This window comes from Polynucleobacter asymbioticus (assembly GCF_018687575.1).
GTDB lineage: Bacteria > Pseudomonadota > Gammaproteobacteria > Burkholderiales > Burkholderiaceae > Polynucleobacter > Polynucleobacter asymbioticus_C.
Genome location: NZ_CP061297.1, coordinates 1,556,254 through 1,577,631 on the forward strand (window position 1 = coordinate 1,556,254; position 21,378 = coordinate 1,577,631).

At 47.4% G+C, this 21,378-nt stretch carries 16 protein-coding genes; 13 read left to right on the forward strand and 3 right to left on the reverse strand.

Features of this window, described 5'->3' with window-relative positions; genetic code table 11:
• Window positions 1-14: 14 nt before the first annotated feature.
• The 4 genes from AOC19_RS07845 to AOC19_RS07860 are packed head-to-tail and all read left to right on the forward strand — an operon-like array spanning window position 15 to window position 7,672.
• Window positions 15-4,175, forward strand: a complete 4,161-nt coding sequence (locus AOC19_RS07845; protein ID WP_215375693.1) for a YhdP family protein — start codon at window positions 15-17, stop codon at window positions 4,173-4,175.
• Window positions 4,176-4,185: 10 nt separating this feature from the next.
• Window positions 4,186-5,013 (forward strand): carbon-nitrogen hydrolase family protein, encoded by an 828-nt coding sequence (locus AOC19_RS07850; protein ID WP_435367669.1) that lies wholly within the window; start codon window positions 4,186-4,188, stop codon window positions 5,011-5,013.
• A gap of 24 nt (window positions 5,014-5,037) precedes the next feature.
• Window positions 5,038-6,528, forward strand: coding sequence for a metalloprotease TldD (gene tldD, locus AOC19_RS07855; protein ID WP_251368014.1), 1,491 nt, complete (start codon window positions 5,038-5,040; stop codon window positions 6,526-6,528).
• A 19-nt stretch (window positions 6,529-6,547) separates the two neighbouring features.
• Window positions 6,548-7,672 (forward strand): 3-deoxy-7-phosphoheptulonate synthase, encoded by a 1,125-nt coding sequence (locus AOC19_RS07860; RefSeq protein WP_215375698.1) that lies wholly within the window; start codon window positions 6,548-6,550, stop codon window positions 7,670-7,672.
• Between the two features lie 49 nt (window positions 7,673-7,721).
• Here the strand turns inward: AOC19_RS07860 and AOC19_RS07865 are convergent, their stop codons facing one another.
• Complete coding sequence (locus AOC19_RS07865; RefSeq protein WP_215375700.1) at window positions 7,722-8,291, reverse strand: cob(I)yrinic acid a,c-diamide adenosyltransferase; 570 nt, start codon at window positions 8,289-8,291, stop codon at window positions 7,722-7,724.
• Between the two features lie 27 nt (window positions 8,292-8,318).
• Here AOC19_RS07865 and AOC19_RS07870 point away from each other — a divergent pair, with 27 nt between their 5' ends.
• From AOC19_RS07870 to proC, 5 genes are read left to right on the forward strand one after another with little or no spacing between them, the layout of a single operon-like run.
• Window positions 8,319-9,824, forward strand: a complete 1,506-nt coding sequence (locus AOC19_RS07870; RefSeq protein WP_215378232.1) for an FAD-linked oxidase C-terminal domain-containing protein — start codon at window positions 8,319-8,321, stop codon at window positions 9,822-9,824.
• Window positions 9,824-10,969 carry a glycolate oxidase subunit GlcE gene (glcE, locus tag AOC19_RS07875; protein ID WP_251368015.1) on the forward strand — a complete coding sequence of 382 codons (1,146 nt, stop codon included), beginning with the start codon at window positions 9,824-9,826 and terminating at the stop codon, window positions 10,967-10,969. The genes AOC19_RS07870 and glcE overlap by 1 nt, the downstream gene beginning before the upstream one ends.
• An 8-nt stretch (window positions 10,970-10,977) precedes the next feature.
• On the forward strand, window positions 10,978-12,258 hold the full coding sequence (glcF, locus tag AOC19_RS07880; protein WP_215375703.1) for a glycolate oxidase subunit GlcF: 1,281 nt from the start codon (window positions 10,978-10,980) through the stop codon (window positions 12,256-12,258).
• Window positions 12,255-12,980 (forward strand): YggS family pyridoxal phosphate-dependent enzyme, encoded by a 726-nt coding sequence (locus AOC19_RS07885; RefSeq protein ID WP_215375707.1) that lies wholly within the window; start codon window positions 12,255-12,257, stop codon window positions 12,978-12,980. The genes glcF and AOC19_RS07885 overlap by 4 nt, the downstream gene beginning before the upstream one ends.
• Window positions 12,977-13,840 carry a pyrroline-5-carboxylate reductase gene (proC, locus tag AOC19_RS07890; protein ID WP_215375710.1) on the forward strand — a complete coding sequence of 288 codons (864 nt, stop codon included), beginning with the start codon at window positions 12,977-12,979 and terminating at the stop codon, window positions 13,838-13,840. Before AOC19_RS07885 ends, proC begins: the two co-directional genes overlap by 4 nt.
• Here the strand turns inward: proC and ubiA are convergent.
• A complete protein-coding gene (gene ubiA, locus AOC19_RS07895) occupies window positions 13,823-14,674 on the reverse strand; it encodes a 4-hydroxybenzoate octaprenyltransferase (RefSeq protein ID WP_215375713.1) in 852 nt (283 codons plus the stop codon). The two genes, proC and ubiA, sit on opposite strands and share 18 nt — an antisense overlap.
• A gap of 48 nt (window positions 14,675-14,722) precedes the next feature.
• Window positions 14,723-16,810 (reverse strand): ATP-dependent DNA helicase RecG, encoded by a 2,088-nt coding sequence (gene recG, locus AOC19_RS07900; protein ID WP_215375715.1) that lies wholly within the window; start codon window positions 16,808-16,810, stop codon window positions 14,723-14,725.
• Window positions 16,811-16,840: 30 nt separating this feature from the next.
• Between recG and queA the strand changes: the two genes are divergently transcribed.
• From queA to secD, 4 genes are all read left to right on the forward strand, one after another.
• The gene (gene queA, locus AOC19_RS07905) at window positions 16,841-17,875 is read left to right on the forward strand and encodes a tRNA preQ1(34) S-adenosylmethionine ribosyltransferase-isomerase QueA (RefSeq protein ID WP_215375718.1); all 1,035 of its coding nucleotides are present in this window, start codon (window positions 16,841-16,843) and stop codon (window positions 17,873-17,875) included.
• An 8-nt stretch (window positions 17,876-17,883) separates the two neighbouring features.
• The gene (tgt, locus tag AOC19_RS07910) at window positions 17,884-19,041 is read left to right on the forward strand and encodes a tRNA guanosine(34) transglycosylase Tgt (protein ID WP_215375721.1); all 1,158 of its coding nucleotides are present in this window, start codon (window positions 17,884-17,886) and stop codon (window positions 19,039-19,041) included.
• A 122-nt stretch (window positions 19,042-19,163) separates the two neighbouring features.
• On the forward strand, window positions 19,164-19,490 hold the full coding sequence (gene yajC / locus AOC19_RS07915) for a preprotein translocase subunit YajC (RefSeq protein ID WP_215375725.1): 327 nt from the start codon (window positions 19,164-19,166) through the stop codon (window positions 19,488-19,490).
• A 25-nt stretch (window positions 19,491-19,515) separates the two neighbouring features.
• Window positions 19,516-21,375 (forward strand): protein translocase subunit SecD, encoded by a 1,860-nt coding sequence (gene secD, locus AOC19_RS07920; RefSeq protein ID WP_215375727.1) that lies wholly within the window; start codon window positions 19,516-19,518, stop codon window positions 21,373-21,375.
• Window positions 21,376-21,378 lie beyond the last annotated feature (3 nt).

Here is a 21,378-nt window from a genome sequence, read left to right on the forward strand (position 1 = left end):
GGATAATAGAGGCCATGCTTCGAAATATTATCCGGACTCGCCTGCAGAGCGTGCTTCAAAGACGTCCTCCAGGTTTTGGCGGTCGCTTGCGAAAGCGCGCCCTCATTCTTGCCGGTATCACCGTGGCTTTTTTTGTTTTCGGCCATTTTGGGGTGCGCTTTATTTTGTGGCCTCAGATCGAAAAATCAAAACCTTCCTTGGAGCGCTTAATGAGCGCTCGCTTAGGCACAAAGGTCACGATGGATGCAGTGCAAGTTTCTTGGACTGGAATTCGTCCGAAATTTGCGATTCAAGGATTGCGCTTTAACAGCGAGACCACATCTGCCCCACCCTTATTTATTCAAAGCATCAACGGGCAACTTAGTTGGTTATCTTTTTATCACCTAGCCCCCTACTTTCATGAGATCTCGTTTGATCAGGTTCAGCTGTATGCTCAACGAGATGCTAAAGGCGCGGTCTCTATTGCCGGAATTCCCATCGAGAACAATACTGACAATTTTGCAGTCGAGAACTGGTTGCTTGCTCAAACTGATATTGAGATTAACAATGCGAAAATTTTTTGGGAAGACCAGCAAAGTCAGAAGCTGAAGACCTCTATTGATATTCAAAATGTCCATCTCAGTAATGGCATTCGCAGTCATGAAGGTCAGCTAGTTGTGCAAACGCCCTGGAGTCCTAATCCAATCAAATTGCAGGCCGACTTTGTACATCACCTTGGTGGACAAGCGGGTAATTGGCGCGACTGGGTTGGAAGTTTTTCATGGAATTTCTCCGAATTAAACCTTGGTCAGATTTCTAAAGATCTCAATCTTCCCCTGTATGAATTGGCTGGCAAGCTCAACTCCTCAGGCAGCCTAAAGCTTGATGGCGGAAAGACCAATGGCGGACAAATGTCTTTAACGGCTGATCGACTCAGAGTGCAGCTAAACAAAGGTGAGGATCCGCTTGAGTTTGGCAGACTAGAGACTGATCTAGTTCAAGATACAGATGGCGGCCTCAATTCCATCACCACAAAATCTTTGTCATGGCGAAATATCGATAGCCCCGCCACCGCCCCCCTAGACAAATTAAGCCCAATTACTTTCCGCTGGCGCCCACCAAAAGATGGTGGCGAGATCAAAGAGTTTGGGTTCTCCTCCCCTAAAATTCAAGTGGAAGATATCGCACTCTTCGCACTGAATCTTCCTCTCCCAAAAAAGATTCATCAGTGGATCAAAATTTCTGAGGCGGATGGTGAGCTACAGAATTTAGAAATGAATTGGTCTGAAAGTCAATCTGCGCTTTCAGCCTTACCAATACCTGGTAATTGGTTTTCTTCCAACAAGCTCGATTTCACCGTCAGCGCAAAGCTTAATGACATTAGCTTCACTGGCGTAAATAAATCAATGCCCTCAGCCTCAAATTTATCTGGCAACTTAGTCAGCAATCAGAAGCAGGGTAACTTCACACTGGATTCCAAAAATCTTGAGTTGGGGATGAATGATTTTTTATCCGATCCTGAAATTCAACTGGATCGCGCAAAAGGTGAGATTAGCTGGTCCAAGCAAAAAGGTGGTTGGCAAATCAATGCCAAGAAAATGCAGCTCAGCAATCCTGAAATTACCACCAACTTTGACCTTAGCTATCTCATCGGCGCCCCTAAGCAGCCCGATCAAATAACACTAGACATGGAGTTTGTTAAAGCCAAACTGGCGACCGCCCATCGCTATCTGCCAGTTAATATTGATAAAGAAACCCGGCAGTTTCTCAGCAAAGCATTTGAGGCAGGAGATATTCAGAATGGCTCCCTTCATATTAAGGGAGACCCCAATCAGATTCCCTTCCCCGTGGGAACGGTTGGTGAGCTTGACCTTCATCTTCCCATTTCTAAAGCAATCTATAAACCAGCACCCTTGCTGCCAAAAAGCCAGGGGGTTTGGCAGGCATTTAGCAACGTCAGCGGCAATATCGATATGAAGCAAGCGAGCCTGAATGTTGTCATTGATAAAGCTAATTACAAAAAAGTGGTTCTGACAAATGTCAAATCACAAATTCCCAATCTCAGCGCGAAAAATCTAATCGTATTAATCAATGGCTCAGTCGAGGGTGATGGCTCCGAAATACTGGAATATTTATTTACATCTCCAGTAGGTGTGCAGCAAGCCAATCTAGCTAAGAACCTCACTTTAAAAGGTCCAGTTAGTCTAGGTCTTGATTTAAAGATTCCTCTATCTGGAAGCGATGATGTCAATTTCGATGCAAAAATTGTCCTTCCAGGAAATCAAGCGCAGTGGGGGGAAGTTCCGCCGCTCGATAATTTAAAAGGCAAGATACGAATCACTGAAATTAATCCTGAGTTTGAAAATGTCACTGCAAACTTCTTAGGTGGCGCCTTTAAGATTTCGAGTGCACCCTCTACAGCAGGAAATTCTAGCTTCAGCATTGGCGGCGATATCAATGCTAAGTTTATTAAAGATTATGTTTCGGGAAATTTAAAGTCTCGTGCTCATCCAGCGCTGCTATCTGCGATGAGCGGATCAGCAAAATATGAGGGCTTGATCAACTTTAATAAAGCAGGAAGTCAGACCAATCTGAAGTTTGATCTACGTAATTGGGCAAGTTCTGCCCCTGCCCCTGCCAAAAAGTTAGTGGGAACCCCCATGCTCGGTGAGTTCAATTTTAAAATTTACCCAGCAAGCAAAAATAATTTAGTGCGTGCCGATTGGTCTGGAAAATTAGGAGATCAGTATTTCATTCAAGGCAATCTAAATTCTGCCAACGAAGTAAAAAATGCACTAGGAGTTGGGTCTTTAGCGCCATTGCCACAACAAGGCACTTCGCTGCACCTTGCAAGCAATGAACTGGATCTCGATCAATGGATAGAGTTTTTGGGGACAGGAAAACAGAAGATTGAAGTGAAAAAATCGGATGCTCCAGAAGGGGATATTCAAATCTCCGCGCAAATTAAAAAATTAACTGCGCTAGATCGTGACTGGATTGACGTCAACCTGCAGTCACAGAAAAAGAATGCCGTCTGGCAGCTGCGCCTGAATGCACCTCAAATTGCCGGTCAAGCTCAATGGCACCCAAGCAGTGGCGATCATCCCAGCGGATTGATTGCCGGAAGACTTGCGCGGCTGAAGCTACCGGATCAACGCATTTCTCCAGACTCGATTAACAAGGAGGATGTCTCTCAAAAGCCACCTCCTCTTAAGACCCCCGTCAGCCCTAACGCGATTCCTAGTTTAGATTTAACAATTGACGACTTGAGCTGGACAAAAGCAAAGCTAGGTGCAGTGAAGATCAAATCCAAAACTAGCCAGGATCTATTAAAAGTCGAGTCTATTCAGATTAACAATCCTCAAGGTAATTCGACAATCAAGGGTCAGTGGAGCGCGCGCACTCAAAGTGCTACCGAAAAGAGTTCGATCACCGTCGATATGAATATCAAAGACGCCGGTCAAATCATTAACCACTGGAGTAATGCAAGGTCTGTGGAAGGCGGGGAAGGAACGCTCAATGCCTCACTTTCATGGTCTGGGCCACTCTTTTCACCAGCCTATGATTCTCTTGCAGGCAACGTTAGTCTTGATCTCACTAAGGGTCGATTACTCGAAGTCAATACTGATGGAGCAAAGTTGCTAGATGTTCTCAGCCTGCAGAGTCTCTTTAGATTTGCGACCTTGGACCTAAAAGGCAGTCTCGGAAACTTAGCCACTAAAGGCACATCATTCAATTCAATTAATAGTAATTTTGAAGTTGCGCAAGGAATTGCACAAACCAAGCAATTCACCATGATTCTCGATCAGGCCCGAGTTGCAATGACCGGGCAGATTAATGTTCCCAAAGAAACTCAAGATTTACGCATCACTATTTTTCCAACAATTGATGCTACAGCCGGCTCATTGGCTGCATTCGTAATTAACCCCATCATCGGCCTGGGTGCGGTAGTTGGTCAGTACCTTATTACCAATCAAATTAATCGAACCTTGCAAACGGATTATTTGATTCAGGGCTCTTGGGATAATCCAGAAGTGATTCCGCTTGATCAAAAGGGCCAACCGCTTGATGCAAAAACGCTAGAGACAATTCGCACTAAAAATCTCTTGAAAGAGCAAACTAAACCCAGCTCACCAAATTCTGCGCCCGCAAACCCGCCCATAAACCAAAATCTTTCTACCCAAATACCAGGCTAAGTAGATGAACATGCCAAGAAATTCCTCTGAACTCAGCATAGCCTCGATACAAATGGTGTCGACCCCTAGCCTCAATGAGAATCTCGAAGTTGCAGCACGTTTAATTAAAGCAGCTGCGGACAGCGAGGCCCAGCTTGCCGTTCTTCCAGAATACTTTTGCTTAATGGGGTTGAAAGATACCGATAAAGTAAAAATCCGGGAGGCAGCAGGATCTGGACCGATTCAAGAGCGTCTTGCCGAGATGGCAAAAGAAAATAGCATTTATCTAGTTGCTGGCAGTATTCCTTTGGAGGCAAAAGAATCCAATAAGGTTCTGAATACCTCTTTGGTATTTGATCCAACGGGGAAGCAAATCGCTCGATACGACAAAATGCATTTGTTTGGCTTTCAGACTGAAGATGAGCGTTACGAAGAATCCGAAACAATTGCTGCAGGCAGCCAACCAGGTAAATTTGCAATCAGCGTGAATGAAGTTGACTGGTACTTCGGCTTAAGCATTTGCTATGACTTACGTTTTCCAGAGCTTTACCGCGCCCTTGGGCAAGTTGATTGCCACATCATTCCGGCTGCTTTCACCTACACTACCGGCAAGGATCATTGGGAGATTCTCTTGCGCGCCCGCGCTATTGAAAACCAGTGCTATGTACTATCTTCAGCTCAGGGTGGCTTACATCTCAATCAACGTCGAACTTGGGGTGAGAGCATGCTAATTGATCCCTGGGGAGATGTATTGAGCAATCTACCTGAAGGGGAAGGTTTTATTCAGGGCAAACTCAGCAAAAATAAATTAAAAGAGGTACGCTCTAAGCTACCGGCACTAAAACACCGCAAGCTTTAATACAGAAAGTTCAGCAAAATCAAGATGAGAGCACCAGAAGCATTATTTCCAAGCGATTGGACGAAGCCCAAAAAACAGGCTGACCTTCTCAAGCTAGCTAAATCTATTCTGCTCGAGCCAACCGGCCTCACCGAGCAAGATTTGCATCACACCTTTGGCAATATGTTTACACATCAGCTCGACGATGCTGACCTTTATTTTCAGCATACTCGCAGCGAGAGCTGGAGTCTTGAAGAAGGTATTGTGAAATCTGGCAGCTTCAGTATTGACCAGGGTGTTGGAGTGCGTGCAATCTATGGTGATAAAACAGCCTTTGCTTACTCCGATGAAATTAATTTAGAAGCCCTCAATAAGGCCGCTAAATCTACTCGTGTCATTGGACCTCAAGGCGGTACACGAGCAGTTGCAAGCAAAATATTTACACCCGTCTCAAACGGACTTTATTCAGATTTAAACCCCCTTGACTCACTGGCTCCCCAAGAAAAGATTGCCTTGCTTGAGGGCATTGAGCGTCGCGCAAAAGCACGTGACCCCCGCATCATTCAGGTCATGGCCAGTCTTGCCGGTGAGTTTGATGTAGTGCTCGTGGTAAGGGCAGATGGTTTGTTGGCTGCCGACGTACGTCCGCTGGTGCGGGTATCGGTTCATGTGATTGCCGAACAAAATGGTCGTCGCGAATCCGGCTCATCAGGCGGTGGCGCTCGTCACGATTACCATTACTTCAATACAGAGCTCATTAATCAATATGTTGATGAGGCTGTTGATGGTGCGCTCATTAATTTGGATTCCCGTCCTGCGCCAGCCGGTCCAATGACAGTGGTTATGGGACCAGGATGGCCAGGAGTGTTACTACATGAAGCGGTAGGTCATGGCCTAGAGGGTGACTTTAATCGCAAGGGCTCATCTGCTTTTGCTGGCTGTATTGGACAGCGGGTTGCAGCTAAAGGTGTCACCGTAGTAGATGACGGAACGCTGTCTGGACGTCGAGGCTCGCTCAATATCGATGATGAAGGCACGCCCACTCAATGCACCACCCTGATTGAAGATGGCATTTTGAAGGGCTATATTCAAGATAGTCTAAATGCGCGCCTGATGAATATGCCCCTCACTGGCAACGGCAGACGCGAGAGTTTTGCCTCCCTACCGATGCCCCGCATGACCAATACCTACATGCTCGCTGGCAAAGATGATCCTCAAGAAATCGTGGCCAGCATCAAACGCGGCCTGTATGCAGTGAATTTCGGCGGTGGCCAAGTCGACATTACCAGCGGCAAATTCGTGTTTTCAGCCTCAGAGGCCTATTGGGTTGAAAACGGCAAAATTCAATATCCCGTCAAAGGTGCCACCATCATCGGCAGTGGCCCTGAATCCCTAAAACAGGTCTCTATGATCGGAAATGACCTGAAATTAGACGGTGGCATTGGGGTTTGCGGCAAGGAAGGTCAAAGTGTCCCTGTGGGCGTTGGGCAGCCCACTTTACGTATCGACAGCCTGACTGTCGGGGGAACCGCTTAATACGGCTTAAAATAGTCGCATGAGCCAACAAAACACTAATCCCGCAAACTGGTACGCTGCCGTTGATAAAACGTCAGATACGGATGATCAACGTATTCACAACATTACTGTTCTGCCGCCGCCAGAGCATTTGATTCGCTTCTTCCCAATCTCGGGAACTCCTACTGAAGCACTTATTAGCAAAACGCGTAAAAAGATTCGCGACATCATTCATGGAAAAGATGACCGCCTACTTGTCATCATCGGACCATGCTCGATTCATGATCCCAGCGCAGCGGTTGAGTACTGCCAACGCTTGCTCGCAGAGCGCGCTCGTTTTGCTGGTGAACTCGAAATTGTGATGCGTGTCTATTTTGAAAAACCACGCACGACAGTTGGCTGGAAGGGTTTGATTAACGACCCATACTTAGATGAGAGCTATCGCATTGAAGAAGGTTTGCGTATTGCCCGTCAAGTATTGATGGAAATTAATCGCCTTGGCATGCCGGCTGGCAGCGAATTCTTAGACGTTATTTCTCCACAATATATTGCCGACCTGATTTCTTGGGGCGCGATCGGAGCACGCACAACAGAGAGCCAAGTTCACCGTGAACTCGCATCAGGTCTTTCTGCACCAATCGGATTTAAGAATGGTACTGATGGCAACATCAAGATCGCCACCGATGCGATTCAAGCTGCTAGCCGTCCACACCACTTCTTATCGGTACATAAGAATGGTCAAGTTTCTATTGTGGAAACTAAAGGCAATAAAGACTGTCACGTTATTTTGCGTGGCGGTAAAGAGCCTAACTATGAAGCGCAGTATGTTCAAGCAGCCTGCTCCGAGCTTGAAGCAGCAAAGCTTCCAGCCAGTTTGATGGTTGACTTATCCCATGCGAACTCCAGCAAAAAACATGAGCGTCAAATTGTGGTGGCAGAAAATATTGCCGAACAAATTGAGTCCGGCTCAAATCAAATTTTTGGCGTGATGATTGAGAGCCATTTAAACGATGGCGCACAAAAATTCTCGCCTGGAAAAGATGATCCAAGTAAATTGGAATACGGCAAAAGTATTACTGATGCCTGCATTAACTGGGAAGACTCAGTTAATGTATTGCAACGTCTAGCTTTAGCTGTGAAGAATCGCAGAAAAGCAAAGAAATAAATTGACCGAATAAAGCGAGACAGCTTTATTAAGCTCAAAAGAGACTAATTTATTTAGTCTCTTTTTTTTCATGCTTCCATAAAACATCTTGACCACCTGCAGCACGATTGAGTACACGTGCCAATACAAACAGAAGGTCCGATAAGCGATTGACATATTGACGGGGAGCGTCGTAGAGAGGCTCCTCCCAACCTAAGCGCACAATCGATCTCTCAGCACGTCTGCAGACTGTTCGACAGACATGTGCCTGAGCTGCTGCACGAGTACCACCTGGAAGAATAAATTCAGTCAGGGGAGGCAAAGTTGCATTGTATTTTTCTAGCCAGATATCTAGCTGGGCTACATGCTCTGGTTTTAGCAAGGTGTAATTAGGGATGCAAAGCTCACCACCCAGATCAAATAAGTCATGCTGCACTTGCAAAAATAAGTCGCTCAACTCCTCAGCAAGACTCTCAGGGATGGATTCAGTCATCAAAACGCCGATTTCGGAGTTCAATTCATCTACATCCCCCATGGCGCAGACGCGCAGATGATCCTTTTCTACTCGGCTACCATCGCCTAGCCCGGTCATGCCAGCATCACCAGTTCTGGTGGCTATTTTTGAAAGTCGATTTCCCATAAAACTAATTATAGGTAAATGGCTAAAATGATTCCTATGAATATGGTGACCCCACCCCCCGAACTCGCGGCTATTACCGCCCTTCAATCCAAACTGGTATCGGCCCTGCGCCCCATCCTCCCAGAGCATGCCTTGCTATGGGAGCCTGAGGACACGATTCCTTATGAATGTGATGGCCTGGCAGCCTATCGACGCATGCCGCTGGCAGTTGCTCTGCCAGAGACCGAAGCGCAGGTTGCACAGATCCTCAAGGTTTGCTTTGACATGCAGGTGCCTATCGTTCCACGCGGATCTGGCACCGGCCTATCTGGTGGCGCCATGCCTATTTCCCAAGGCTTGGTTCTATCGCTAGCCAAACTCAAAAAGATTATCAGTATTGATCCTTTCACCAGAACGGCAGTTGTTCAGCCCGGCGTACGTAATCTAGCTATCTCGGAAGCAGTTGCCCATCTTGGCCTGTATTACGCACCAGATCCATCCTCGCAGATTGCCTGCTCTATTGGTGGCAATGTGAATGAGAACTCTGGCGGTGTGCACTGCCTTAAATATGGCCTAACACTTCACAACGTACTCAAAGTTCGCGGTATTTTGATGAGCGGTGAGATCGTGGAATTTGGTAGTCTTGCGCCAGACTCTCCAGGTCTCGATTTATTAGCAATTGTGATGGGTAGTGAAGGCATGCTTGCCGTGGTAACCGAAGTCACAGTAAAGCTCATTGCAAAGCCAAAATTAGCACGCGTCATCATGGCCAGTTTTGACGATATTGAAAAAGGTGCCGATGCGGTTGCCGCCATCATCGCCGCAGGAATTATTCCTGCTGGATTGGAGATGATGGATAAAGCCACTACTCGCGCAGTAGAAGAATTTGTTCATGCAGGTTATGACCTCGAAGCCGAGACCATTCTTCTGTGCGAGTCCGATGGTACGCCTGAAGAGGTTGCAGAAGAAATTGAGCGCATGACTAAGGTGCTCGAACAAGCAGGGGCTAGTGGTATTCAGATTTCTCAGAATGAAGCAGAACGCCTGAAGTTTTGGAGTGGTCGTAAAAATGCATTCCCTGCGGCTGGACGCTTAGCGCCTGATTACTACTGCATGGATGGCACTATCCCACGTAGAAATATTGGCACTCTACTAAGGCGTATTCAGGGCATGGAAAAGAAGTATGGCCTTGCTTGCCTAAATGTTTTTCATGCTGGTGATGGCAATATGCATCCCCTCATTTTATTTAACGGCGCAGATCAAGAAGAGTGGCATCGCGCTGAGGAATTCGGCACTGAAATTTTAGAAGCCTGTGTTGAGCTTGATGGCACGATTACGGGTGAACATGGTGTGGGGATTGAAAAGATTAACTCCATGTGCGTTCAATTTGGTGAAGGTGAACGCGAATCTTTCTGGGGTGTTAAAGCAGCATTTGATCCAGAGCGATTATTAAATCCTGACAAGGCTATTCCTACCCTGAATCGCTGTGCCGAGTATGGTCGTATGCGCATTAGTGGCGGCAACTTACCGCACCCTGAGTTGGAGCGCTTCTAATGTCCACCACCAACAATATGCAGATTGATTTATTTCGTGAGCAAATTCTGGCAGCAGTCAAAAATAAAACGCCTTTATCCATTGAAGGTGGTGGCACGAAATCTTGGTATGGCAATGCTAATTCCTATACCAAGTTGGATACCCGCCCCTACGCCGGCATCCTGGAATATCAACCTGAAGAGCTTGTGATTACGGCTTGTGCCGGCACTCCATTAAAAGAGATTGAAGCGGTTCTGGCGGAAAAGAATCAAGTACTCGCATTTGAACCCCCTCACTTTGGCGACACTGCCACCTTCGGTGGAGCGATTGCTGCAGGCCTAGCGGGCCCTGGGCGCATTAGTGCTGGCAACTTACGCGACTTTGTTCTAGGCGCACGCATCCTCGATGGAAAAGGTCAAGACTTATCGTTTGGCGGTAAAGTTATGAAGAACGTTGCCGGCTATGATGTTTCACGTTTACTGCCTGGTTCCATGGGAACCTTATCGCTGTTGCTCGAGGCTTCTGTAAAAGTATTGCCAAGGCCGGCAGCGACTACAACTCTACGCTGCCAGATCCCTCAAGAAAAAGCCTTACAGGTTTTAAATGAATGGGCTGGGCAACCACTACCACTAACAGCCAGTTGCTGGATTGGTAAACCAGGACAAGATGGTGAGCTGACCATTCGTTTAGCTGGTGCGCTTGCAGCAGTTAAAGCTGCTATTCCTCTGATGAATGCCGCTATTGATGCTGTTGAAGTAGACCCAGCAGTTGCGCAGATGTTTTGGGCTGACTTACGCGAACAGCGCCTAGCCGTTTTCGCTAACCTACAGGACAATGACACGCTCTATCGTTTGGCGCTGCCAGCTGCCTGCGGACCACTGAGTCTTGAAAACACGAGTGGTGACATTATTTTGGAATGGCATGGTCAGCAGCGCTGGATTCAAGCGCCTAGTGATGATGCAACTTTTGCATCCCTCAAAGCTGTAGCCCATACCCATGGCGGACATGCAACTCGGTTTAAACAAGGTAGTCATGTTGATCCAAGTAATCAACGATTTACCCTTCTGAGTGAACAAGTGCACTCAACTGCTTTAGAGGCAGTACAAGCACGCCTAAGAGCCGCCTTTGATCCAGCAGGCGTATTTGCTACTTCACGCCTTCCATAAATCCTTATATGCAAACTCAACTCGCCCCCCAATTCGCCAATACTCCAGAAGGTATTGAAGCTGCCAGAATTCTTGGTAAATGCGTCCACTGCGGTTTCTGCACTGCGACTTGCCCCACTTATCAAATTTTGGGTGATGAACTCGATGGTCCACGTGGTCGCATCTATCTCATCAAGCAAATGGCTGAGGGACAAGTACCTACCGAAAAAACACGTATGCATTTAGACCGCTGCCTGACTTGCCGTAATTGCGAAAGCACTTGTCCCAGCGGCGTGCAGTACGGAAACCTTGTGGATATTGGTCGTAAGTGGGCAGAAGAAAATACTCCTGAGCGCCCCCTTGGTCAGCGGCTCACGCGCTGGGCTCTCAAAGAAGGTTTAACCAGTCCCAAGTTATTCAATTCCGCAATGGCGATTGGTCGCTTAGTTCGCCCACTAATGCCAACTGGTATCCAGCGCAAAATTCCTGAAGCTAAAAATAAAGCTTTAGCGGGTAACACCGATCCCTATGCAAGGCCACAGACTAGCCACTCTCGGAAGATGCTATTACTGGAGGGCTGCGTTCAACCGGGCATGCTGCCAAATATCAACTCAGCAACGGCACGTGTTTTAGATGCACTCAAGATCCAATTAATCAGTGCGCCTAATGCCACTTGTTGTGGCGCATTACGCTACCACCTCAACGATCAAGCTGGCGGCTTGGATAATGCGAAGCAAAATATCGATGCCTGGTGGCCACAAGTTGAGCAAGGTGTAGAAGCTATTGTGATGACAGCCTCTGGTTGTGGTGTGATGGTCAAAGACTATGGACATCTATTTGCAGATAATCCTCAATACGCAGTCAAGGCAAAGACAATCTCTGAACTCACCAAAGATATTTCAGAAATACTGCCTGCACTTCAGGAAGAGCTCATTGCACTAGTGGGTACCGATCCTAGATCTGGCGTGGTGTATCACCCTCCATGCACACTTCAACATGGACAACAAATTCGCGGGAAGGTAGAGGGTCTCCTCTCCAGCATTGGCATTGGCGTGCGCTTGTGTGCTGATAGTCATCTTTGCTGCGGCTCTGCGGGAACCTATTCAGTAACCCAACCAGAACTCTCCGAGCAGTTACGCAATAACAAACTGGCCCACCTCAATGCTGCTTGCGAAGAGTCTGGCGCAAAAGTCATTGTTTCTGGAAATATTGGCTGCATCACCCATCTTCAGCAAGATGACACTCCAGTGCTGCATTGGATCGAGATTGTTGATCAACTCATTAGCCAACAAGGCCAAACCAAACAATGAGTCAAGTCACCACCAACCTGATGTTGCTAAAGCAAAGATTGGAGTTGGCAGCTTTGGCAGCCAAACGTGAACCAGAAGACATTCAACTACTTGCGGTAAGCAAAACATTTCCAGCAATAGCGGTTGAGGAGGCTATGCATGCCGGTCAAACTGCCTTTGGTGAGAACTATGTTCAAGAAGGCGTTGAGAAAATTCAGCAACTCGCCAAATTACGTCCTTGGCTAGAGTGGCATTTCATTGGCCCACTGCAAAGTAACAAAACGCGTGATGTTGCAGAACATTTTGACTGGGTACATAGTATTGATCGCCTCAAAATCGCAGAACGTCTTTCAACCCAGCGTGGAGAATTTTCTAACTTAGGCCCATTGCAAGTTTGCGCTCAAATTAATGTCAGCGAAGAGGAATCCAAAAGCGGAATAACCCTTGAGGAAGTCGAGGCGCTTTGTGATGCGATCGCCAAACTACCCCACCTTGTTCTTCGTGGACTCATGGCTATCCCTGCGCCTAGCCAAGATATCCAGCAACAACGCCAAGCTTTTGCCGCCGTTCGTGAGTGTTTTGTTGGAATTAAGGCAAAGCACAGCCATGATCTTGGGTATGACTTCTTTGACACCCTTTCGATGGGAATGTCAGATGATATGGAGGCTGCAATTGCCGAAGGCAGCACCATGGTGCGCATAGGAAGCGCTATTTTTGGGAAGCGCGATAAGATTAAAGTATGAGTACACAACACATCAATCAAAATGCCCACATCACTTTTATTGGTGGTGGCAATATGGGCCGCGCATTAATTAGTGGATTGTTAGCCAACGGCTTTGAAGCCAAGCAACTTTCTGTAGTCGAAGCCAATGCCAGCACTGGTCTGCAATTACATCAAGATTTTGGTGTGCAAATCATCGGCGCTCTGGATCAAATTGCATTTGACTTCTCCAAGAACAATGTTGTGGTCATGGCGATTAAACCTCAAGATTTCAATGTAGTAGCCAAGTCTTTAAGTGCCAAACTCAAACATGCAACAGGACTAGGCCCCCTCATTTTGAGCATTGCCGCGGGTATTCGTCTTAAGGATATGAGTCGCTGGCTTGATCATGATCGTTGTGTGCGTGCGATGCCCAATACCCCCGCTCTGATTGGCAAAGGCATTACTGGTTTATTCGCCGATGCTGCAGTAAATCCAGCCGATCGTGCCTTAGCGGAAACGATTTGTAATGCAGTGGGTCAAGCAGTCTGGGTCAATGAAGAAAAACTGATGGATGCGGTTACTGCTGTCTCTGGTAGTGGCCCTGCCTATGTCTTTGCTTTCTTAGAGGCAATGCAATCGAGCGGTGAGAAGCTTGGACTTGATCCCACTACTGCTCGCAAATTAGCTTACGCCACCCTAGAGGGCGCCACACAGCTTGCCCATAACTCCGATGAACATGCAGGGGTACTGCGCGAACGGGTCACCTCAAAGGGCGGCACAACCGCTGCTGCACTAGATATGCTGAAGCAACTCGATTGGCATGGTGCACTTGAAAAAGCAATTGATGCTGCAAGCCAACGTGGCAAGGCCATGGGTGATGAGTTAGGTAAGACCCAATAGGATTCCTAGAAATAGGAATCCACCCAACCAGTTGTTGTGACGAAAAGCCTGAAAGCATTCCTCGCGTTTGCGAGTAGCTACTAGCTTCAGGTGATATACAGCGCAAGCTAAAGCCAAACACCATCCCACCCAAAAGTAATTGCTGAGATTTGCTAATTGAGCCACCCAAATCTGACTCAGAAATAGCGCACCGTAACTTAGGGCAATTGCGAGAACATCAAAGCGACCGAAAGTAATAGCTGAAGTACGCAAACCTAAACGCAGATCATCATCACGATCGACCATGGCATAAGCCGTGTCATAAGCAATGGCCCAGAAGATGTTTCCTGCAAATAAAATCCACGCCTCCAGCGGAATAAAGCCCAGGACCGCTGCATAGGCCATCGGAATGCCAAAGCCAAAGGCAATGCCCAAGACTGCTTGTGGAATAGCAAAGAACCGCTTGGTAAAGGGATAGAGAATCGCAACTGCCAAAGCAAAGAAAGAAAGTTCTTTGGTCAGGGCATTTAGAGGCTGGATCAGAAGGAGTGCGATTAAAGCCAATAAGGCCGCTAGAACTAATGCTTCTTTTCCAGAAATCTTGCCACTGGTAATTGGCCGATCTTTAGTTCTCAAGACATGACGATCAAAGTCTTGATCTGCATAGTCGTTGATAGCGCAGCCGGCGCTGCGCATTAAAAAAGTACCTAAGGTAAAAATAATGAGGAGATGCCATTGGGGAAAGCCACCGCTGGCTAACCATAGCGCCCACAAAGTAGGCCACAATAGCAATAGCGTTCCGATTGGCTTATCTAGGCGAATCAAATAGGCATAAGCAAGAATACGATCACGCATCAGATAAATAGTCTTTTTTTATTAACAATCCCGCTCATGGCGTCATTATCAAGCTTTTAGAAATTCCGTACGAGAGCCTAACCAGCGCTCGAGATGACGCTCCACTAAATCACCATGCTCTGCCAGTAAACGCTCTGCTGCTGTCTGTGCCAACTCAATCAACCACGCATCGCGCTGCAGATCGACAAACCGCAACATTGCATCACCAGATTGCTTAGCCCCCAATAACTCACCAGGACCCCGTAGCGATAAATCTCGCTCCGCAATCACAAAGCCATCTGAAGTTTCTCGTAAAGTCTGAAGGCGCTCCTTAGCAGCTAAAGATAGGGGTTCTGCATACATCAAGATGCAAACTGAATCTGCCGAACCGCGCCCTACACGCCCGCGTAACTGATGAATCTGCGCATAGCCAAAACGCTCAGCATGCTCGATCACCATGAGGGCTGCATTAGGTACATCCACACCCACTTCAATTACCGTGGTTGCTACTAGCAATTGAATTTCATTGGCCTTAAACGCAGCCATCACAGCAGCTTTCTCTTCACTTTTTAAACGGCCGTGCACTAAGCCAACTTTGAAGTTTGGCAATGCTTGTGTCAGCTGCTCAAAACTTTCAACTGCAGTTTGTAATTGCAATACTTCTGACTCTTCAATCAAAGGGCAAACCCAATAGGCTTGCAGCCCCTTTGCTAGCCAGTCATGTAAACCGCTAATTACTTCATCTCTACGCGCCGCCTTCACCACCTTAGTAGCAATCGGCTTTCTACCGGGAGGTAATTCATCAATCACAGAAACATCCAAGTCGGCGTAATAGGTCATCGCTAAGGTGCGAGGAATAGGAGTCGCTGACATCATGAGCTGATGACAATAAAAAAGTTCAGAACCAACCCGCTGCTGAATCTCTAAACGCTGCCTCACACCAAAACGATGTTGCTCATCGATTACTGCTAAACCCAACTTAGCAAAGCTCACCTTATCTTGAATCAGGGCATGTGTACCGATAATGAGTTGAGCCTCACCACTCTCAATCATTTCTTGCGCCAGTCTTTTTTCCTTGGCTTTCAAGCTACCAGAGAGCCAAGCAATCTTGACTCCTAAGGGCTCAAACCATTCCTGCATTTTGAGGTAGTGCTGTTCAGCCAAAATTTCCGTGGGCGCCATGATGGCGGCTTGATAGCCATGATCCATCGCGCGCGCAGCAGCCAGAGCTGCAATCACTGTTTTCCCACTGCCTACATCACCTTGCAGCAAGCGATTCATGGGATAAGTATTCGAGAGATCAAGCCCAATCTCGGACCAGACACGCGCTTGAGCACCTGTCAAACTGAATGGCAGAACTTTGAGTAAGCCATCCTCAATGCTGGAATTTTTTTTGTTTGCTTTACTTGCTTGCTGATCCTTCGAAAAACTAGGAGCGCGTCTTTCTCTACGAATAGCATGAGCTCGCTTCAAAGAAATTTGCTGGGCGAGTAATTCTTCAAACTGCACGCGGCGCCAAGCAGGATGTGTGCGCTCTAAAAGTGATTGGGTATTGGAATCAGCAGGCGGTTGATGCAAATAGGTAATCGCATCTTGTAGCGGTGGCCAATCATTTGTTGGCAAAATTTCTGCCATGAGCTTGGATGGTAAAAACTCTGCCAAACTTTCTTTGAGGCTAGCATCCTGGAGAGCTTTGAGCACCGCCTTGCGAATAATGGTTTGCGAAATACCAGCACTTGCTGGATAAACAGGAGTTAAGCTCGCTGGCAATGGTGCCTCTGGAATAACTGCACGGACAGTAGGGTGAACCATCTCAGCGCCTTGATAGCCCTCTCGAATTTCACCCCGTACCCGGACATGACTACCGACTGCCATTTGTTTTTGCTGACTGGGATAGAAATTGAGGAAGCGGAGCTGTAGCGAGGCAGTGTCATCTTCAATCGTGACCAAAAGCTGCCTTCTAGGGCGGAACGTCACCTGATTGCGAATGACAACACCCTGAGTCTGAATCGAGTGAAATCTTCCCAATCCCAAAGCTTCCTCAATGGTAAACAGCTCAGTCTCGTCCTCGTAACGGGAAGGTAGGTGCAAAGCAAGTGCCATAGGGCTGTTTAAACCCATCTTTTCGAGTGCAGTTGGCGGTCGCTTAGTCGTCATCGTTAAAATCCAATACCTGATGGTAATGCTATGCAACTTTCCGACTTCAATTACGACCTCCCGCCCGAACTAATTGCCCAGCATCCCCTGGCCAATAGGACCGATAGCCGCCTCTTAGAACTGAATATAGAGGGGGGTAATGTCGCCCAATTGATCGATCGGCAGTTCCCTGACATTCTTAACCTTATCAAGCCTGGGGATTTGCTCGTCTTCAATGACACCAAAGTCATTCCTGCTCGCCTGCACGGCAAAAAAGAGACCGGGGGTAATGTTGAACTCCTCATCGAACGCATTAGCGGCGAGCAGCAAGCCTGGGTACAAATTAGAGCCTCCAAGGTTCCCAAGACCGGCAGCATTGTTCATATCCACAACCAGGCTGGTGAAACCTTCCCCGTAGAAATGATTGGCTATGACGGCCGATTCTATGAAGTACGCTTCCCTGAGAATGTATTTGCTTTACTGGAGCGCTTCGGTGAATTACCGCTTCCGCCCTACATTGAACATCAGCCAGACCAAGAAGATGCTAATCGTTATCAAACTGTCGTCGCCAAGAATCCTGGTGCCGTTGCGGCTCCCACGGCAGGCTTGCACTTTGATGAAGCTATTCTTAAAAAGCTCAATGAACTTGGAGTTCAGCAGGCTACCATTACCCTACATGTGGGTGCAGGCACCTTTACACCGGTTCGCGAAGAAGATCTCAGTAAACACAAAATGCATTACGAGTGGTTTTCAATTCCTGCAGAAACTCTTGCAGCAATAGAGGCCACTCACAATGCAGGCGCTAGGGTCATTGCGGTGGGTACAACCAGTCTGCGAGCCCTTGAGAGTCAGGCCCAGACACGGCAAACCAGCGGCGAAACCAATTTATTTATTACGCCAGGATATACATTTAAAACCGTAGACTGCTTAATTACCAACTTTCATCTGCCAAAATCAACCCTATTAATGCTGGTATGCGCCTTTGCGGGCGTAGACAATATTCGCAATGCCTACCAACATGCCATTCAAAATGAATATCGCTTTTTTAGCTACGGCGATGCGATGTTCTTAAGCCGCACCAACTAAACAAGCTCATGACAAAACCCGTTCACTTTAATATTCTCGCGCGCGACTCTGCGAGCCCTGCACGGCTTGGCCAGCTTGATCTTCCGCATGGCAGCGTACAAACACCGATCTTTATGCCAGTAGGAACATATGGCACGGTGAAGGCCATGACGCCTCGCGATTTAAATGAGGCAAAAGCACAAATTATTTTAGGCAACACCTTTCACCTTTGGCTCCGACCTGGTTTAGATGTCATCAAAAAACATGGTGGCTTACATCGCTTCATGGGCTGGGATAAGCCTATCCTCACTGACTCTGGTGGCTTTCAGGTCTTTAGCTTGGGTGCTCTGAGAAAAATCTCCGAAGAAGGCGTGACCTTTGCCTCCCCCATCAATGGCGATAAATTATTTATGTCCCCAGAAGTATCGATGGAAATTCAGGCGGTACTCAATAGCGATATCGCTATGCAGTTTGATGAGTGCACGCCATACGAAATCAAGGGACAAGCCACTTCAGAAAAAACCGCACGCGCCTCATTGGAGATGTCGCTTCGTTGGGGTGATCGCTCCTTAAAACGCTTTCGCGAACTCGAGACGGGCAATGGCCTCTTTGGCATTGTTCAGGGCGGGATGTTTGAAAACCTCCGTGAGTTTTCCCTAGATGCAGTCAGTCAGCAGGGATTTGATGGCATTGCCATTGGGGGCCTTTCAGTGGGTGAGCCAAAGCCGGAGTTTGAGCGCATCCTCAATTTCACTGCCCCCAAGTTGCCAGAGCATATGCCCCATTATTTGATGGGGGTTGGGACACCCGAGGACCTGATGCTAGGTGTCAGCCTAGGGATTGATATGTTTGACTGCGTGATGCCGACTCGCAATGCCCGAAATGGCTGGCTTTTTACCCGATTTGGCGACCTGAAACTTCGGAATTCAGGCTACAAGGACGATGATCGCCCTGTAGACCCGACCTGCGCCTGCTATACCTGCAAAAATTTCACCAGATCCTACTTAAACCACCTCCAAAAGGCGAATGAGATCCTCGGATCGCAGCTCAACACCATCCACAATCTGTCCTATTACCTCCAACTCATGGAAGAGGTTCGAGAATCCCTAGCGAAAGACCGTTTTAGCGCCTATCGCGAGGAATTTCATCAGAACCGTCAACGCGGCGTAGAGCCCGGACAGGATTAATAGCCCTAAGATAGCAAATCAGCCCTCAAAGCCCCATACAGTTTAGAATTGCGGGTTTACGGCTTCGCTTTAAAAGCCTAAAACTGAAGCAGTTTCCGATTGGTAATTAATGGAGGTTTTGTATGTGGATTAGTAACGCTTTTGCCCAGGCTCCAGCCGCGGGTGCAGATTCCGGTGGCTTGATGAGCTTCCTTCCGCTGATTTTGATGTTTGCAGTGCTGTACTTCATCATGATTCGCCCACAAATGAAGCGTCAAAAAGAAACTAAAGCAATGCTTGAGTCTCTTTCAGTTGGCGATGAAGTTGTGACTGTTGGCGGCATCATCGGCAAAGTGACTGCATTAAAGGATCAAGTTGTGACTGTTGAAATTTCTGCTGGTACTGAAGTACAGATGCAAAAAGGTGCCATCACAACAGTATTGCCAAAAGGCTCACTGAAGTCTGCTTAATCAGCTTGTTTAAAAGTATCTCAATATGAATCGCTACCCTCTCTGGAAATACATAGTCATCCTATTTGCTTTATTAATAGGAGGACTGTATTCATTACCCAATTTCTACGGAGAGGCTCCAGCGGTTCAAGTCTCATCCGCCAAACCAACCATTAAGGTTGATTTGGCGACTCAGTCTCGAGTGGAAAAGATTCTGACCGATGACAACATTAATAACACCGGCATCTTCTTTGAATCTACAGGCAATGTAGGCTCAATCAAAATTCGTTTTAACAATACTGATATTCAATTGCGTGCTCGTGACTTGTTGCAGCAGAAATTGAACATCGATCAAAACGAACCCAATTTCACAGTTGCATTAAACCTACTCTCCAATACACCGGGTTGGTTAAATGCACTCAACGCATTACCAATGCCCCTCGGCCTCGACTTGCGTGGTGGCGTTTACTTCCTGCTCCAAGTAGATATGAAGGGCGCCGTTCAAAAGAAGGTGACTTCCTTAGCTACCGATATTCGTAGTCAGCTTCGTGACAAATCGATTCGTCAACAAGGTATCGAGCGTGGTCAAGATTCCATTACTCTGACTTTCGGCAGCACCGAAGATGCTGAAAAGGCTCGCTCCGTCTTGATGACTAGCCAGCCTGATCTGACTTGGCAAATTAAGCCAACTGGCCTGTCTCTGAAACTCGTGGGCGAATTTAAACCTACCGCCCTGAAAGAGATTCAAGATAACGCAGTAAAACAAAACATTGTTACGCTCAATAAGCGCGTGAATGAATTAGCAGTTAAAGAGCCGGTTATTCAACAACAAGGTGCTGAGCGCATCGTTGTTCAACTCCCGGGCGTACAAGATACTGCTCGTGCCAAAGACATTATTGGACGCACTGCAACCCTCGAATCTAGATTGGCTGACCCAATCGTTTCGACTATCGCCATTGGTGAAACTCCACCTCCAGGTATGGATGTATTCCGCTTCGGAGAGAACCGGCAAGGCGTATTCAAAAAATCAGTTATTTTCAGTGGTGATCGCATTACTGATGCAAGCGCCGGATTCGATCAAAATCAACGCCCTGCTGTGAATATCTCCCTGGATGCTGCTGGTGGCCGAGTGATGCAAGAAGTCACTCGTGAAAACATCGGCAAACCGATGGGCATGATCTTGTTTGAAAAAGGCAAAGGCGAGGTTCTCACCATCGCTACGATTCAAGGCGAATTTGGCTCCAAGTTTCAGATTACTGGTCAACCCACCACTGAGAGCGCGAATGATTTAGCTCTCTTGTTACGTGCAGGCTCACTTGCAGCACCTATGGAAATCATTGAGGAGCGCACGATTGGACCCAGCCTGGGCGCAGAAAATATTGAGAAGGGCTTCAAGTCACTCATCATTGGTTTTGGAGCTATCTCCATTTTCATGATTGCCTACTATCTGCTTTTTGGCACATTCTCAGTTGTAGCGCTTGCAGTGAACTTATTGCTACTGATCTCCGTGTTGTCGATGTTGCAAGCCACTCTCACCTTACCAGGCATCGCTGCGATGGCGTTGGCGCTCGGTATGGCGATTGACTCGAACGTCTTGATTAACGAACGTATTCGTGAGGAGTTGCGCAATGGTGCCGCCCCACAAACAGCGATTGCTGTTGGCTTTGATAAAGCATGGGCAACGATCCTGGACTCAAACGTCACCACCTTAATTGCTGGTCTTGCATTGCTCGCATTTGGCTCTGGTCCAATCAAAGGCTTTGCGGTAGTGCATTGCCTTGGTATTTTGACTTCGATGTTCTCAGCAGTCTTTTTCTCACGTGGCCTAGTTAATCTCTGGTACGGCAGAGGTAAAAAAGTTCAGAAACTCGCTATCGGCCAAGTTTGGCGCCCACAGGAGAAATAAGTC